Source organism: Proteiniphilum sp. (assembly GCF_034331125.1).
GTDB lineage: Bacteria > Bacteroidota > Bacteroidia > Bacteroidales > Dysgonomonadaceae > Proteiniphilum > Proteiniphilum saccharofermentans.
In genome coordinates, this window is the sequence record NZ_JAXQGC010000004.1 from 38,805 (window position 1) to 54,728 (window position 15,924).

13 protein-coding genes are annotated in these 15,924 nt (G+C 43.5%); 6 read left to right on the forward strand and 7 right to left on the reverse strand.

Annotated elements, in window-relative coordinates; translation table 11 throughout:
* Nucleotides 1–37: 37 nt before the first annotated feature.
* The 5 genes from U2P89_RS00575 to recR form a co-directional block, all read right to left on the reverse strand.
* Nucleotides 38–1,828 carry a chloride channel protein gene (locus U2P89_RS00575; RefSeq protein WP_076932008.1) on the reverse strand — a complete coding sequence of 597 codons (1,791 nt, stop codon included), beginning with the start codon at nucleotides 1,826–1,828 and terminating at the stop codon, nucleotides 38–40.
* 70 nt (nucleotides 1,829–1,898) lie between these two features.
* Nucleotides 1,899–2,462, reverse strand: coding sequence for an L-threonylcarbamoyladenylate synthase (locus U2P89_RS00580; protein WP_091905955.1), 564 nt, complete (start codon nucleotides 2,460–2,462; stop codon nucleotides 1,899–1,901).
* A 27-nt stretch (nucleotides 2,463–2,489) separates the two neighbouring features.
* Entirely contained in the window at nucleotides 2,490–3,017 is a 528-nt protein-coding gene (locus U2P89_RS00585; RefSeq protein ID WP_091905953.1) for a GNAT family N-acetyltransferase, read from the reverse strand.
* Complete coding sequence (locus U2P89_RS00590) at nucleotides 2,995–3,576, reverse strand: hypothetical protein (RefSeq protein WP_322190345.1); 582 nt, start codon at nucleotides 3,574–3,576, stop codon at nucleotides 2,995–2,997. Before U2P89_RS00590 ends, U2P89_RS00585 begins: the two co-directional genes overlap by 23 nt.
* 14 nt (nucleotides 3,577–3,590) lie before the next feature.
* Complete coding sequence (gene recR, locus U2P89_RS00595) at nucleotides 3,591–4,223, reverse strand: recombination mediator RecR (protein WP_091905949.1); 633 nt, start codon at nucleotides 4,221–4,223, stop codon at nucleotides 3,591–3,593.
* A gap of 243 nt (nucleotides 4,224–4,466) precedes the next feature.
* Between recR and U2P89_RS00600 the strand changes: the two genes are divergently transcribed.
* The 6 genes from U2P89_RS00600 to U2P89_RS00625 all read left to right on the forward strand — a co-directional run bounded on the left by U2P89_RS00600 (nucleotide 4,467) and on the right by U2P89_RS00625 (nucleotide 11,446).
* Nucleotides 4,467–5,396: an NAD(P)-dependent oxidoreductase gene (locus U2P89_RS00600; RefSeq protein WP_076932009.1), complete on the forward strand. Its 930-nt coding sequence runs from the start codon at nucleotides 4,467–4,469 to the stop codon at nucleotides 5,394–5,396.
* Between the two features lie 138 nt (nucleotides 5,397–5,534).
* A complete protein-coding gene (gene serC, locus U2P89_RS00605; RefSeq protein WP_322190346.1) occupies nucleotides 5,535–6,614 on the forward strand; it encodes a 3-phosphoserine/phosphohydroxythreonine transaminase in 1,080 nt (359 codons plus the stop codon).
* Nucleotides 6,615–6,759: 145 nt separating this feature from the next.
* The gene (locus U2P89_RS00610; RefSeq protein ID WP_091905945.1) at nucleotides 6,760–7,122 is read left to right on the forward strand and encodes a BlaI/MecI/CopY family transcriptional regulator; all 363 of its coding nucleotides are present in this window, start codon (nucleotides 6,760–6,762) and stop codon (nucleotides 7,120–7,122) included.
* Between the two features lie 29 nt (nucleotides 7,123–7,151).
* Complete coding sequence (locus U2P89_RS00615) at nucleotides 7,152–8,618, forward strand: TonB family protein (protein WP_416188600.1); 1,467 nt, start codon at nucleotides 7,152–7,154, stop codon at nucleotides 8,616–8,618.
* A gap of 74 nt (nucleotides 8,619–8,692) precedes the next feature.
* On the forward strand, nucleotides 8,693–10,009 hold the full coding sequence (locus U2P89_RS00620; protein WP_322190348.1) for a M56 family metallopeptidase: 1,317 nt from the start codon (nucleotides 8,693–8,695) through the stop codon (nucleotides 10,007–10,009).
* 120 nt (nucleotides 10,010–10,129) lie between these two features.
* A complete protein-coding gene (locus U2P89_RS00625; protein WP_322190349.1) occupies nucleotides 10,130–11,446 on the forward strand; it encodes a tetratricopeptide repeat protein in 1,317 nt (438 codons plus the stop codon).
* Between the two features lie 64 nt (nucleotides 11,447–11,510).
* Here U2P89_RS00625 and U2P89_RS00630 read toward each other — a convergent pair whose 3' ends face one another.
* The gene (locus U2P89_RS00630) at nucleotides 11,511–13,829 is read right to left on the reverse strand and encodes a transglycosylase domain-containing protein (protein ID WP_322190390.1); all 2,319 of its coding nucleotides are present in this window, start codon (nucleotides 13,827–13,829) and stop codon (nucleotides 11,511–11,513) included.
* Between the two features lie 355 nt (nucleotides 13,830–14,184).
* A complete protein-coding gene (locus tag U2P89_RS00635; RefSeq protein ID WP_322190350.1) occupies nucleotides 14,185–15,882 on the reverse strand; it encodes a TonB-dependent receptor in 1,698 nt (565 codons plus the stop codon).
* Nucleotides 15,883–15,924: the final 42 nt, after the last annotated feature.

Sequence of the window (15,924 nt, forward strand, 5' to 3'; positions counted from 1 at the left end):
ATTACCAATTACCTCATTGGCATATTGGTACATTAGTCTACTCATCTGTTTCGGAGTAATTTTCAACTAAAACCTCCCTGTAGGAATTGAAAACAGACGATTGTGACAGCAGACCCTGATAGACTCCTTTCTGGTCTACCACAGGTAAATTCCATGCCTTGGTATTCTCAAATTTCGCCATTGCCTCTTCCATAGTGCTGTGTAATTCTATTGTGGCTGGCGCCCCGACCATGAATTTCTTTACGGTGAATCGATCATATAATTCGGGGCGGAACATGATATTGCGGATATCATTCATCATCACGAGTCCCAAAAGAATACCCTTGTCATCTACTACCGGGAAAATATTCCGGTGGCTGGTAGAAATCACCCTTACTACATCACCGAGCGTCATTTCAGGCGTTACTGTCGGGATATCCTTTTCGAGCAGGTCTTTAATCTTCAGAAAAGTGAGAACGGCTTTGTCTTTGTGGTGAGTGATCAACTCCCCTTTTTTGGCAAGACGTATGGCGTAGATACTGTGCTTTTCGAATATCATGATAGTCCCGTAAGAGAGTAGCGATACGATCATGAGGGGGAGGAACAGGTCATAGCCTCCGGTCAACTCTGCAATAAGGAAGGTGCCGGTAAGCGGTGCATGCATTACCCCGGCCATCACCCCAGCCATCCCCATCAACGCAAAATTTTCCTGTGGCAGAAATATTGTATATCCCAGTTGATTGAGTGTGTACGAATAGACAAAACCAACGATGCAGCCTAAGAACAGGGTGGGAGCGAATACCCCTCCGGTACCGCCCCCACCGTTGGTTGCACTGGTGGCAAAAACTTTAAAGAGAATGACCAGTATCAGAAAAGCCACAATAGTCCATCTGCTTTCCAGTTGGTGAAAGAAACTTTCATTAGTGAGTGAATTGAACAGATCTCCACTAGCTAACAGGATATTGATAGTATTGTATCCTTCCCCGTAAAGCGGTGGAAAGAAAAAGATAAGCAAACTCAGCATGGTTCCCCCAAGCAGGAATTTTTTCCAATATGAAAGTCGGTGGAAAAGTCTTTCCAAACGGCTCATGACACGTATCACGTATAAGGAGAGGAAACCGCAGAGTATACCCAGAAAGATTACATGGGGAATACGATTGAGCGTGAAAGGTTCGATCAGCGTAAAGGCAAACATGGCGTCCATGCCCGTGAGGATGTATGATACCGTAGTGGCTGTTACGGCTGTTACCAGAAGAGGCAATATGGAGGCCATGGTAAGGTCGAGCAACAATACTTCTATCACAAAAAGAATGCCTGCGATGGGTGCTTTAAAGATACCTGCGATAGCTCCCGCGGCTCCACAACCTACCAGGATCATCAGACTGCGTTGCTCCAGTTTAAAGAATCTTCCCAGGTTGGAACCGATGGCGGAACCGGTCAATACGATCGGTGCTTCTGCTCCTACTGATCCCCCGAATCCGATGGTGATGGAACTGGCTACTAACGACGAATACATATTGTGAGGCTTGATCCTGCTTTTCCGCTGGGAGATGGCAAAAAGGATCTTTGTGACGCCGTGACTGATATCATCCTTCACCACATATTTTACATACAGGCCTGCAATCAGGATTCCTGCAATAGGGTAGAGCAGGTAAGAGAAGTTGAGGTTGGGACGACTGAAATTTTCGGTGAGAAAGACCTGGAAAAAGTGGATCGCCGTTTTAAGAAAGAAAGCCGCCAATGCCGTGAGAATTCCCACTAAAAAGCAGACAAACAGTAAAAAATGACGCTCCTTTATGTGCCTGTCACGCCAAATAAGAAATTTATTGAATCTTTCTGTCAGTTGCATTGAGGAATGAAATTCAAAATAACTAACTTTAGTGAATGAACAGCCTTTATGCAAAGATAATTAATTTTTTTTACTTACGTATAATTTTGATGGAGCCGTCTTTTCCCAGTTTAACTATTCCCGATGGTTTGGCTTTGGTTTGTTCTTTTTGCCGGTACGTAACAATATAATCCACCCCCTCTTTGACCGTTTGCCCGATTTCCGAAAAAGAAGAGGGCGAGGGATCTCCACTTATGTTGGCTGATGTGGATACAATCGGTTTGCGGAATTGCCGGCATAACTCCATAGAAAAAGTTTCGGCTGTAATACGTATGCCGATGGATCCGTCCGGGGCAATGAGATTTGGTGCCAGGTTCTTAGCTCCGTCATAAATGATGGTGAGGGGTTTGTCGGCCAGATCTATCAGGTCCCAGGCAATGTCGGGTACCTCCTTTACGTATGTCTGCAATTTGGCGGGATTGTCCATCAGGACAAGCATCGATTTGGTGTCGTCTCGCTGCTTCAGATCGTAAATACGTTTTACGGCCTCTTCATTAGTCGCATCACAACCAATACCCCAGATGGTATCAGTAGGATAAAGGATGATTCCTCCTTTCCTTAATATGTCGCATGCTTTTTTTATATCGTCTTGCATTGTTCTTTCAAAAAATATTGTATGGTCTTATGAATTGAGTTTTTGCATTATCAACGCGTGGCAGAATGAATCTTCCGAGGCAAGCCACTCTTCCAGCAGCCCACTCTTCCGATATCCCGTTTTAGCGAAAAGACGGATACTGCTGTTGTTCTTTTCAGGAATGATGGCGTAAAGTTGTCTCAAATTGAGAAATCGAAACGCGTAATCTTCAAGTAGCATGAGTACCTGCATGCCATATCCCCGGCGACGGTGTTTACTGTCTATCAATATCCCCACACCGGCTCTCCTGTGGAACGGGTCAAAATCATACAAGTCGACGGTGCCTATGCATTCGTCCGTTTCCCTCAGTGTTACCATCAACCGTAACTGCTTGTCTACATATATGTCATGCTTATAGTCGATCAGATATTGTTTGATGGAGTAACGGGAAAAAGGTACGATAGAGGCTCCGTTTTGCCAAATGGCAGTGTCGTTTTCCCAGGCGTAAAGCAAATCCAGATCCTCCGGTTCGGGAGCACGTAGGCGAAGGATATTATTTTCCATCAACTTGTTCATTTTCCGGATAATTATATTCTATTGGCTCGGGATTATTTTGTATCTCTTCCAGAAGTTGTTCTTCCATCTCTCCGGATTCTCTTTCCTTTTGTTTAGGTACCACTAGTCCCTCTTCTTCTGTCAGACCCTGCCCTTCCGGTAGTTTGGTGAGACCTTCCAGTTCCACATAAGATGGCTTGCAAAAAAGAAATACGATAAAAAGTACCACTGTAAACCAGAAAAAATTCATGTTTCGGGAGATAGTAAACAGGAAGATATTCATAAGTGTCACTGTGCTGATGGTGTATAGACGTATGAAAGAGATATTTTTATATTTATTTGAGGCGGTCGGGATATCTACGGGACGAGCCGCCTTTTTCAGCCGGTCGGCAAAAAACTTCAGTGAAGCCGGAATGGCTATAATAGTGATCATGATGGCATATCTTTCCAGAGTGGCACTGATTGCCTGTCCATCTGCAAAGAGCGGGATCATACTAAATATGGAAAACAGGAAAATGACCGCCAGCAGGATAATGCTCCCGTAATAACGTCCTCTCAAGAGTTTTATGGTTTTTTCCATTGCATGCGTGTTTTTCATTTTGATACCAGTTTATAGGATTCATCAAATGGAGTCCGGTTCATAATAGAGCGGCCAAGTGTCACCTCATCAGCATACTCGATCTCATCTCCAATCGATACTCCTCTGGCTATGATGCTTACTTTCACCCCGTAAGGTTGAAGTTTGCGGTAGATATAAAAATTGGTAGTATCACCCTCCATGGTTGCACTGAGGGCAAGGATCACCTCCCGGATTTCACCCGATTTCACCCTCTCTTCGAGACTGGCGATTTCCAGATCAGACGGGCCAATGCCATCGATAGGGGAGATAATACCTCCTAAAACGTGGTAAAGTCCACCAAATTGTACCGTTTTCTCGATGGCCATCACCTCTTTTACATTTTCCACAACGCAAATCAAAGAACTATCCCGTGATTTGTCGCTGCAAATATTACATACATCCGTATCGGAGATGTTGTGGCAGACAGAACAATATTTGATTTCCCGCTTCAATTTTAGCATGGTGCCTGCAAAATTGGCTACTCTCTCTTCATCCTGACGCAACAGATGGAGTACCAATCGTAATGCCGATTTTCTTCCAATCCCGGGGAGATTGGCAAATTCGTTGACTGCATTTTCGAGTAAAGCGGATGGGTAAGGACTGTTCATTTATATAACATTTTCGAGTCGTACAAAGATACGATGATTCAATTTATCGGACAAATAACTTTTAAATCACAGAAAATGGAATCATCATGGATTTTTTATTCCGATTTCGTTTTTTGTTAGATATAAGTTTGTAAATTTGCAATTCTTAATTACAAAGTGATAATTTTAAAAAGTATATAAAAAGCCCTGACTTGAAGGAATCGGTCAAGTATCCGGTAAAATTTTTATAAACAAAGAATGAATATGAAAGTACTTTTGGCAACGAGTAAGCCATTCGCTTTACCTGCTGTACAGGGGATTCAGCATATTATTGAATCTGCGGGTCATAAGTTCGTGAAGTTAGAGAAGTATGAAAATGAAAGCCAGTTGCTTGATGCTGTGAAGGACGTGGATGCTTTGATCATACGAAGTGATATTGTCAATAAGGAGATAATGGAGGCAGCCCCCAATCTGAAAATAATCGTAAGGGCAGGGGCCGGTTACGATAATGTGGATTTGGAGGCAGCTACCAATTGCGGTATCTGTGTGATGAATACCCCGGGCCAGAATGCCAATGCCGTAGCTGAGCTTGTTTTTGGTATGATGATCTATGCTCAGCGTAACCATTTCGATGGTTCGGTAGGGCGTGAGTTGACCCGCAGACGGCTGGGGTTATATGCTTTCGGGAACGTAGCAAAAATGGTGGCCAAGATAGCGAGAGGCTTCGATATGCCGGTGTATGCTTTCTCACCTACGCTTACACACGACGACTTGCGTAAAGAAGGGGAATATGGGGTAATCACTGCCTATACCAATAAGGAACTGTTCGGGAATAGTGATTTTGTATCACTCCATATGCCTTTGCTGGAAGAAACACGGTACTGTGTGGATTATTCTCTTTTGTCCCTGATGCCACAAGATGGGCTTCTTATCAATACAGCTCGTAAGGAACTGGTGGTCGAAGATGATCTCATCCGTATCATGGAAGAGCGCCCCGCTTTCCAATATGTTACTGATGTCAAGCCCGACAAACATGAGGAGTTCCTGGAAAAATTCCCGAGACGTTATTTTGCCACTCCTAAAAAATTGGGTGCGCAAACTACAGATGCTAATAAAAATGCAGGATTGGCAGCTGCCAATCAAATTGTGGCATACTTTCAGAACGGAGACGAACGTTTCAGGGTAAATCTGTGAATTTAAGTGGGAAAGTGATTAGGTGCCTAAGTGTCCGAATGTCCAAGTGCCTGAGTGGTTAATCCCTCACTATTCACTTTTAATTCTCAGGAATTCATAACTTATAACTCATAACTCATAATTCATAAATATAATCGTATGCAAAAGTACAATTTTAATGCTGGTCCGTGCGTACTTCCCCGGCCGGCAGTAGAGTCAGCCATTGAAGCGATACGCGATTTCGACAACACCGGAATAGGTATTCTGGAAATATCGCATCGTACTCCAGGATGGGAGCGGATCATGAAAGAGACAGCAGATTTGTGGAAAGAACTGCTTAATATTCCCGATAATTATCGGGTACTTTTGCTTGGCGGAGGAGCCAGTACACAGTTTTTTATGGTTCCGGCCAACCTGATGAAAACGAAAGCGGCATATCTGCAGACCGGGGTGTGGGCTAAAAAAGCGATCAAAGAAGCGAAATTTTACGGGGAAGTGGAGGTGGTGGCCTCTTCAGATGACAAGAACTACTCCTATATACCCAAAGGTTATACTATTCCGGCAGATGCCGATTATTTTCATATCACAACCAATAACACCATTTACGGAACCGAGATGCACGAAGATATAGATAGTCCCGTGCCATTGGTTGCAGATATGTCGTCCGACATAATGAGCCGTCCGGTAGATATTTCCAAATACGGTATTATTTACGGTGGAGCCCAAAAGAATGTGGGGCCTGCAGGTGTGGCCTTTGTAATTGTCCGTGAAGATATTCTCGGCAAGATCGACCGGCCATTGCAGACTATGGTCGATTACCATACACATATCAGCGATTCAGAAAAGAACCGTTCCATGTTCAACACACCTCCCGTATTTCCTATTTTTGTGATGCATGAGACCTTGAAATGGGTGAAGGACCAAGGTGGTGTTGAGGCGATGCATAGGCTCAATAAAGAGAAGGCGGGACTTCTCTATGATGAGATAGACCGTAATAAACTTTTCGTGGGGACTGCTGCCAAAGAAGACCGCTCCATCATGAATGTCTGCTTTGTGATGAATGAAGAGTATAAAGATAAAGAGTCCGCTTTTCTTGAGTTCGCGAAAGAGAGAGGTATGATAGGCATCAAAGGCCATCGTTCAGTAGGCGGATTCCGTGCTTCTATCTATAATGCCTGCCCAAAAGAGGCTGTAGAGGCTTTGATCCGATGTATGCAAGACTTTGAAAAACAGGCCTGATTCCTGTTGTATATAGATTTCAAGAGCTGTCTCTATTTTATAGAGGCGGCTCTTTTTATAATTATTTAACCAGATTATTTTTACGAAATGCATTGTCTTTTACGATAAAGTCGTAGATTTGTATTATTAATATAGATAAAAAGATATGGAACGTTTAACTCATCAGGAAGAAAATGTAATGTTGCATGTTTGGCAACTCAACGAGTGTGCCATTAAGGATGTGGTAGATAGAATGGAAGATCCGAAACCGCCCTATACTACGGTAGCATCTATCTTCAAAAACCTCGAGAATAAAGGATATCTTGCAAAGAGACGATTTGGGAATGTGAAGGTATTTAAGCCCGTGATATCGGAATCGGCCTATAAGAGGCACTTTTTGTCGGGAGTAGTGCAAAGTTATTTCGATAACTCTTATAAAGAACTGGTTTCTTTTTTTGCCAAGGAACAGAAAATTACGGCAGACGAACTTGAAGAGATTATCCGCCTTATTGAGAAGAAACAGAAGTAAGGAGTTGTTTCAACCAAATTGAACATATCATGTCACTCTTTTTTACATACCTTATACAAGTAAATATTGCGCTGTCCCTTTTTTATTTCTTATATACAATTGTATTGAAGAGGGATACCTTTCTGCGGCTAAGGCGCCTTTTTTTCTTGTCAGTGGTTATTTTTTCTCTCCTTTATCCTTTTTTTACGATTCCTGGCCTGAGTGATGTGTGGACTACCCGATCTTCTGACCTTCAGGAAACGGCTGTCACCGTTATGAAGGGTAGACCAACTACTACGTCAACGGTATTGGAAGGGGAGTCTACAGGACCTGTAATTATTCCTTGGGGAAGTATCCTTGCACTGTTTTATACAGTTATCACGCTTGGACTCCTGTTACGGTTTGTCTTTCAGCTGCTATCCATTTATAATATATGGGTAAAAAGTGAGAAGCAGGTTATTTCAGGGATACCTGTGCATCAACTAAAGAAAGATATTACTCCTTTCTCTTTTTTCAGTTTGATTTTTATTCATGCCGAAAAGCATTCCGAAACCGAATTGTCCCAGATTCTGTTGCACGAACAAATGCACGTGCGCCAATGCCATTCTATCGATATCATTCTTATCGAAGTGGTGTGCCTGTTCTTTTGGTGGAATCCATTTGTCTGGCTGTTAAAGCGGGAAATGACCATGAACCTGGAATACCTGGCAGATAGCGGTGTACTGCACAAAGGCGTTGACAGCCGGGAGTACCAGTACCATCTTTTACGATTGACTTATCATGAAACTGCAGTTCAGATAGTAAATAACTTTAATGTATCACAACTAAAACAACGAATTATGATGATGAATAAAGCAAAATCGTCGACAACGAAGACAGTAAAATATCTTCTCGTAGTACCACTGTTTTTCCTGTTTGTAATGGCAAACAGTATTTATGCGGTTCAAAATGAAGATAAAAGCGTAGCAATTCAACTTGTTGATGAAAATTCCTCAGGAGTTTCGCAGTCTCAGACAAATGATGAAAATTTGCCTGACCCTCCACCACAAAAGAAAGAAGAGGTGGAGGAACTCTTTATAGTCGCAGAGTCCCAACCTGAATTTCCCGGAGGCGAAAGTGCCATGATGAAATTTTTGGCTGATAATTTCAGATATCCGGTTATACCTCAGGAAAAAGGAGTCCAGGGAAGGATAATTTGTGATTTTCATGTGATGAAAGATGGTAGCATCAGCAATGTGAGTATACTGCAGGGAGTGGATCCTGCATTGGATGCGGAAGTGAAACGTGTCATCAGTTCAATGCCTAGATGGAAGTCGGGCAAACAGCGTGAAAAGGCAGTAAATGTACGTGGTGTACTGCCCGTGGTTTTCAGACTTCAGAGAGATAATCCCGAAGATGATCCCCTGACAAGTGAAGAAAGGGCGAATCTCTTTAAGAGCGACCTTCTGGATGATTTGAAAAAAGTAGAAGGGATGATGATACTTGAAGAGGTAGTAGTTGTTGGCTATGTCGACTAAAACGAAAGTTTGTAACTGTAAAATAACCGAAGATTCTGAGAAGATATTTGTTTCATCGCTAACTAGAACAAACCATGCATCCGATTTTTACATACCTTATACAAGTAAACATTGCCCTTACCTTGTTTTACCTGCTCTATTCCCTTGTATTGAAGAATGATACTTTCCTGCGTCTGCGGCGAGTATTCTTCCTGTCGGCGATTGTTTTCTCGCTTTTTTATCCCTTCTGGACTATTCCGGCACTGAGTGATTTCCGGATATCGTCCATGGGATTGGGAGAAGTAGAGGCAACGGTAATCGTGGAAGGGACAAATGCGACAATATTGCAGGATGAGGGCAGTACTACCAGAGCGGCTGTTCCATGGGCTAGGATAATTTCGTTGGTTTATATAGTTGTTACTTTTATATTTCTCTTGCGCTTTATCGGGCAGCTTTTATCGATCCTTCGGGTGAATATGCGTAGCGAAAGGTGTAGCATCGCCGGCATTCCGGTTTATCGGTTAGAAGATGATATGACACCTTTCTCGTTCTTTAACAGGATCTTTATTCATACTGGAAACCATTCTGAAGCCGAACTTTCCCAGATTTTATTACACGAGCAGACGCATACCCGCCAGTGGCATTCCATCGATATCATGCTCATAGAATTGGTTTGTCTTTTCTCATGGTGGAATCCGTTTGCCTGGTTCATGAAGCGGGAAATTACCATGAATCTGGAGTATCTCGCCGATAATGGCGTATTGTGCGAAGGTGTCGATAGCACGGAGTATCAATACCACCTTCTACGGTTGATTTATCAAGGGGCTACAGCCGGGATTGTAAATAACTTTAATGTCTCACAATTAAAACAACGGATTATGATGATGAATAAAACGAAATCGCCTACATTGAAATTGGTGAAATATCTGCTGATACTTCCTTTGGCTTTTATACTGATTTTGGCCAATAGTTGTGTAAATCAGGATAAGAAAGAGGGGAGAGATGTGGCAACGGAAAGTAGTGCGGCTGTTCCGGGATCTGCGGATACACTTGATATCATTCCTGAAAAGGTAGATATAATAGAGGATAATAGCGAAGTTTTTGTGGTGGTGGAGAAACAACCCGAATTTCCCGGAGGGAATGCAGCTATGATGAAATTCCTGGGTGACAATATTAAATATCCGGCAGTAGCACAGGAGAATGGCATTCAGGGACGTGTGATCGTGAATTTCGTAGTAGAAAAAGATGGTGCCCTGAGTGATGTGCAGGTGGCCCGGAGCCAGGATGCTGCACTGGATAAAGAAGCTGTCAGGGTGATAGAGTCCATGCCCAGATGGAAACCGGGTACCCAAAGAGGTGAGGCTGTGAGAGTGCGTTATACCCTGCCGGTTGTCTTCAGGCTTCAAAACTGATCCAATCTTCTTGTTAATCATTTTTCGATATGGGCAGAGTCCAAGTAAACTTCTCCCCTGCCCATATCGAAAAATGATTGTTATTTGGTAACGATAATCTAAAAACTACCTAAAAACTACATGATGCTTAGATCTATATTTCTCAGTTTGACACTCCTATTCCCGGTATACCTGTCTTCGCAGTCCAATGATAATAATGTGCAGGAAGCCTTACAAAATTTTCAATACAGAAAGGTATTGGAGTTGTTGGATGGAGCTCCCTCTACCCGGGAAAATCTATTATTAAAAACCCATTGTTATGAAAAGTTGTATAATTATACAGCAGCACTGAATATATACACGCAACTGTTGGATGAGTATCCGGATGATGTCAATCTGGTAATTTCGATGGCGGAATGTGCATCACAAGCGGGGAATTCGCCGCTGTCGTTGCAATGTTGGATAATAGCCGACAGCTTATCGCCGGGTAACCAATTTATTCAGACTCAAAATGCAATGGCATTCTATAGGAACAATAATTGGGAGCGGGCTATAGCACAGGCGAAAACAGTCTTTGAAACAGATTCCGTACCCCTGCTGCTTCGTATGGTAGGAGATGCGTATCTATACAGCAATCAGGGAGATTCTGCCATCTGGTACTATTCCAAGGCTATTGATAAGAATCCGGCAGATTATTTGGCTGTCAATAAGCTGGGGAATATCTATCTGGGTCTGAAATTTTATGATGCTGTCATCGATCTGACGCAGACATATCTTGAAAATATTAATCCCGCACAGCAACTAATCGGTCAATTGAACGGGATGGCTCATTATTCGGCAGGCAATTATAAGGAAGCGACCGAACGGTTAAAAGATAATATAATTCTGGGTGACAGTTCGTATACAACCTGTTACTATCTCGGTATGAGCCTATATGCCTCCCAATTGTATTATGAGGCCGTTACCTGGCTGGAAAAAGCATACAATCAGAATAATAGCGATACCAATATCTATCTGCTTTATTATTATGGAACAGCCCTGTCCTGGACATACAACCGGAAGAGAGGGATAGAGGTGCTGGCGGAAGGAGTGGAGATAATCGAGAAAATGAATGAGATGTTGTTTGATTTCGATCGCTCCTTTGGTGATGCCTATATGCGGTCGGGAAGTTTTGTCAAGGCCGTGGAGTATTACAGTTCGGCATATAAGCGCGATTCCCGGGCCCACTCACTACTCTACAATATTGGTTACTGCTATGATTTAAACAAGGATTATAAGAATGCGATCAACTACTTTGAACGTTTTCTAAAGACGGCTCCCGAGGGGTGGGATGCGGATATGGAGGATCTGGCAGATGGTGAAGCCGGAAAACCTGGCACCACTGACCGGCTTTACAGATATGTTGCCTTACGCCTTGAAAAATTAAGGGAGGAACTGTTCTTCCAGAATAATAAATAATGCTTGTTTGCGCTCGAATAACCATCGAATAACAGTTGAACAACTACCGAACAACAATTGAATATCAATTGAATATATCGTCAATGCCTTCACTTTCTATCACCGGATCATTGTTCCGGTAGAAGTCGGGTGAATATCGCTGCATATCGTGACAGGGGTCAAAATCGGCCGGGATATCAAAGACTCCGTTGTCGGTGTAATTCAACTCCTTATCGGCATAGACCTTCTGATAGAAGATGCCGTGAATAGGTAGTGCCATACTGGCTCCCTGCCCATAAGCCATCTGGTCGAAATGGATAGAGGGTTCATCTCCTCCTACCCAACAGCCGGCTACCAGGTTGGGAGTAAAGGACATGAACCAGCCGTCGGAGTTGTTGTTGGTAGTACCGGTCTTGGCACCCATTTGTCCTTTCAGGTTATAGATGCGGCGTAACCGGCCACCTGTTCCACCGTCAACAACTCCTTTCAACATATCGAGCATTTTGTAAGAAGTTGATTCGCTAAAGATCTCTTTCATACGTGGAACGAACGTCGCCACCTCATTCCCGTAAGAATCTTCAATTCGGGTCACTAACATCGGTTCCACACGGATACCTCTGTTAATAAAGGCGGAATAGGCACCTACCATTTCATATACGGAAGCGTCATTGGGACCCAATGCCAATGATACTACCGGGGGAGCGGGTGTCTTTAGCCCGAACGATTGGAGCATCCTGGCAAACGCATAGGGTGAGAACTGGCTCATCAGCCAGGCGGTGACCCAGTTGTCGGAGTTCTGCAACCCCCATTTTATACTCACAAACTCTCCGCTTGCCGGACGTGTATTTCTCGGATCCCATGGCTTGCCGTTTTCATCCATCAATCTTACCGGACCATGGATCATACCGTCGCAGGGACTCATTCCTTCCTCCATTGCCAATGTGTAGAGATAGGGTTTGATGGTGGATCCGATCTGACGTTTACCGGTGGCACTATCGTACTTGAAGAACTTGAAATCAGGGCCTCCTACATAGGCTTTCACATGTCCGGTTAGAGGATCCATCGCCATGAAACCGGTACGGAGGAAATTTTTGTGGTAACGGATGGAATCCCAAGGTGTCATGAGTGTATCTACTTCCCGGTGTTCCCACGAAAAGACCTTCATTTCCACCGGTTTTTCCTTGAAGTTCCGGATAATCTCCTCTTCGTTGAGGCCGGCTTGTTTGAGGACACGATATCGTTCGCTTTGCCTCATGGAGACCATCATCAGGTTGTCTACCCTGTCGCTTACTTCACGGGAGTAGGGTGCATAACTCTTTCCTTTCTTTTCACGGAAGAACTGATTCTGGAGATAACCTCCCAAATGTTCTTTTACAGCTGCTTCCGCATGGCGTTGCATACGGGAATCGAGGGTAGAGTAAATTTTTAATCCGTCAGTATAGATATTATAGCTGGATCCGTCCGATTTTTTATTTTTGTTGCACCACCCGAAAAGCGGGTTTTCTTCCCATGAAATCGAATCTTCAACAAATTGTTGTCCTTCCCATGACGCATAATTTTTCCTCTCCGGCTTTTTAGCCATCATTATTTTTGCGAGATGCTGACGGTAATAGGGAGCGATAATATCGATGTGGTCGGAACGGTTGAAATCGATTTCCAGAGGAAGTTGCTTCAAAGAGTCGGCTTCCTGTTTGCTGAGGTGGCCGGCTTTCTGCATCTGTGTGATTACCACATTCCGGCGGTCTCTGGTTACTTCCGGACGGCGTTGGGGATTATAGAGGGAAGAGTTTTTAAGCATTCCAATCAACATGGCCGCTTCTTCAATGCTCAGATCTTTGGGTGTTTTGTTGAAATAGGTACGGGCGGCAGATTCAATTCCTACTGCATTATAGTTGAAATCATATTTGTTCAGATAAAGATTAATGATTTCGTCTTTTGAGTAAAAGCGTTCCAACTTGGCGGCAATAACCCATTCAACCGGTTTTTGGAAAACACGCTCTATTTTGTTATTCGCCCTTGGTGAATAGAGTAGTTTTGCCAACTGCTGTGTGATAGTACTACCTCCTCCGCTTTCTTCCCGGCTGAGTATAAGTGTCTTAAATATTACTCTTCCCAGGCCGATAATGTCGATGCCGGAATGAGAATAATAGCGTATATCTTCCGTAGCGATCAATGCATTGATAAGATGGGGTGAGAGCTCAGAGTAATCTACTAATATACGGTTATCATCACTTAGAGAATAGGTGAAAAGCAGTGCATTGTCCGTTGAAATTACCTGCGAAGCGTATTTGTCAATCGGATTTTCCAGTTGTTCAATTTTGGGAATATAACCTATCATCCCCGCGGAGACAAGTAGGAAAAAAAGGATGACACCTCCCGCTGTGAGGCCGAAGAGACCCCACATCACTTTGATGATGCCATTCTTTTGTGATATATCCTTTGTTTTCGGGTTTTTCTTCTGACCCTTTGTTTGTTTACCCATACCTTACTTATTCCTCCAATAGTTTATTAACGCAGAAAGATTGCGACAAAAGTAATGACCGTTGAGCGGCAAGGCGAAAATAGATTTTCAGACTCGCCCGAAACGCATCTTACTTTCTACAAAAGTACACAAAAGCATTGTAAACAAGAAGGGAGATCTATTAAAAATAGTTTTAAACGCTTTTCAATGCTATGCAATCTCACTGTCAGACCGGGAACGAGATTCGCCCGGGCTTTCGGAAGGGAGAATCGGGCGGTTCGTTCACAGGAAAATATCGTCAGAACCGGAAGGTGAATCCACCGGAAGCATTGATGCCCTGTGCCGGATGTCCATACCAGATATCATATTTTTGAGATAACAGGTTGTTTGCCCTCAGATGGATGGAGAAGGCGTCGTTGATCTGGTAAAGTGCGCCGGCATTGAGATCGTTGATATTGTCCATCTGCGCGTTCGCCCCATCGTAATAGGACCAGCGGTCTCCGGCAAAGTAGTAATTAGCCGTAAGTTTCAGGAAATCGGTAAGAGTGAATGCGGCACGAATGTCCACTTCAAAACCGGGTTTGTTGTAGGCTTTGGGATCATTGATCTCCGCTTCATCAAGGGTGACACGATCCAGGCTGTAGAAATTCTTCTTCAATCGCACCGATACATCGAGGGGAGCCCAGATATTGGTTTGGATCATTCCGCCAATATGTGCATGTGATAAATCGCCATATACAGGCCTGAGCACCTCTTTATGAGCCCCCAACGCATCTCCATCGACGTTCAGTATCAGGAAATGTTCATCCTCGGTTTTTTTGAATCCACCGAAGATATCGAACCTGAATCCGCTGATTTCACCGATTTTTGCACCGGCATCTAAATCGATAATGGAGTAGGAAGGTTTTACTGTGCCATAAGGACGAATATATCGAGATTCCTGCATCATTTCGAGAAAGGTGTTATTGCTGAATCCGCCGTGAACATTTGCATAAAGTGATGAATGTTCAGTCACCGCCCATTGTAGTTTCACGTTGGGGGCAACGCGTGCTCTTGTACCGGCGGCAGTCTGGAAAAGCACGTCGGCACCTAACCTGGCATAACTGTTGGGAGTCCCAAAGGTTATATAAGGTGAGGCACTCATCAGGTAATAGTTGTCGAGATCACCATTATAGAAGGTGGTGAAGATCTTTCCGTCAATACCCAATTTACTATCTGCATCGCCGAAAGGTTTATCAAATCCTACCATGGCATTCACCTCATTCCCCTTTATTCCTTCCGAATTGAGGAGTTCCCCGAATTCTGTGGAGAAGTTGCGGAAATTAATATATCCTCTATAATTCAGCAGATCCGATTCGTGTGAGGCAATGCTGATTTTTGTATCCAACACTCCCAAACGCTGGTTTTCATCTTCATATAAAGCCGGATGGCCGAATCTGTTCCCATAATAATTGAAGAGTGAGTGAAGGTAGGAGAGGTCAATGTTGAATGTGAGCGCTTCGGCCTGGTGACGGTATCCTAAACGTCCTTCATTATCCATGAAATAGGCTTTGTTGGTCTTTGCATCAACATTTTGTATATATTTTATATCACCATTTGTGGAATTGTGCAGAAATGAGAATGTGAGGTTGTTTTTTTCGTTTTCCACCAGACGATAACCAAAAGCGCCATCCATGTTGGCATAATTACCTGCACTGAATGAAAGAAATCCCTTTTTTGTGCTGAAAGGGATATCAGTCATGATATTTCCCGGGCGGGGTAGTGCTATTTCCAATGGGGGAGTCGTACGTCCTGCCCAGGAGGAGTAGTTTGTGTTGGCTTTCTGGACAACCGGCTCTCGCAGTGCCGGGAGTGAATTGATCTTGTCGGCATCAAGAAGGGTGGGGTTGAAGTCACGTTCCAGTTCCATTTGACGCCTTAACAGAGAGTCTGCAGTTTGAGCAAAACTTCCGGCGGATAACATCAATGCTGCTATAACTATATATATCTTCTTCATTTGTATGTTAATTTACTGATTTATTAATTTCACAATTTCACG

Excerpts from the sequence above, each read along its gene's own strand:
- serC (WP_322190346.1), top strand. The coding sequence starts at position 5,535 with ATGCAAAAGTACAATTTTAATGCTGGTCCGTGCGTACTTCCCCGGCCG.
- recR (WP_091905949.1), bottom strand. The coding sequence starts at position 4,223 with ATGAACAGTCCTTACCCATCCGCTTTACTCGAAAATGCAGTCAACGAA.
- U2P89_RS00580 (WP_091905955.1), bottom strand. The coding sequence starts at position 2,462 with ATGCAAGACGATATAAAAAAAGCATGCGACATATTAAGGAAAGGAGGA.
- U2P89_RS00625 (WP_322190349.1), top strand. The coding sequence starts at position 10,130 with ATGATGCTTAGATCTATATTTCTCAGTTTGACACTCCTATTCCCGGTA.
- U2P89_RS00575 (WP_076932008.1), bottom strand. The coding sequence starts at position 1,828 with ATGCAACTGACAGAAAGATTCAATAAATTTCTTATTTGGCGTGACAGG.
- U2P89_RS00635 (WP_322190350.1), bottom strand. The coding sequence starts at position 15,882 with ATGAAGAAGATATATATAGTTATAGCAGCATTGATGTTATCCGCCGGA.
- U2P89_RS00615 (WP_416188600.1), top strand. The coding sequence starts at position 7,152 with ATGTCACTCTTTTTTACATACCTTATACAAGTAAATATTGCGCTGTCC.
- U2P89_RS00600 (WP_076932009.1), top strand. The coding sequence starts at position 4,467 with ATGAAAGTACTTTTGGCAACGAGTAAGCCATTCGCTTTACCTGCTGTA.
- U2P89_RS00585 (WP_091905953.1), bottom strand. The coding sequence starts at position 3,017 with ATGAACAAGTTGATGGAAAATAATATCCTTCGCCTACGTGCTCCCGAA.
- U2P89_RS00590 (WP_322190345.1), bottom strand. The coding sequence starts at position 3,576 with ATGGAAAAAACCATAAAACTCTTGAGAGGACGTTATTACGGGAGCATT.
- U2P89_RS00620 (WP_322190348.1), top strand. The coding sequence starts at position 8,693 with ATGCATCCGATTTTTACATACCTTATACAAGTAAACATTGCCCTTACC.
- U2P89_RS00610 (WP_091905945.1), top strand. The coding sequence starts at position 6,760 with ATGGAACGTTTAACTCATCAGGAAGAAAATGTAATGTTGCATGTTTGG.
- U2P89_RS00630 (WP_322190390.1), bottom strand. The coding sequence starts at position 13,829 with ATGTGGGGTCTCTTCGGCCTCACAGCGGGAGGTGTCATCCTTTTTTTC.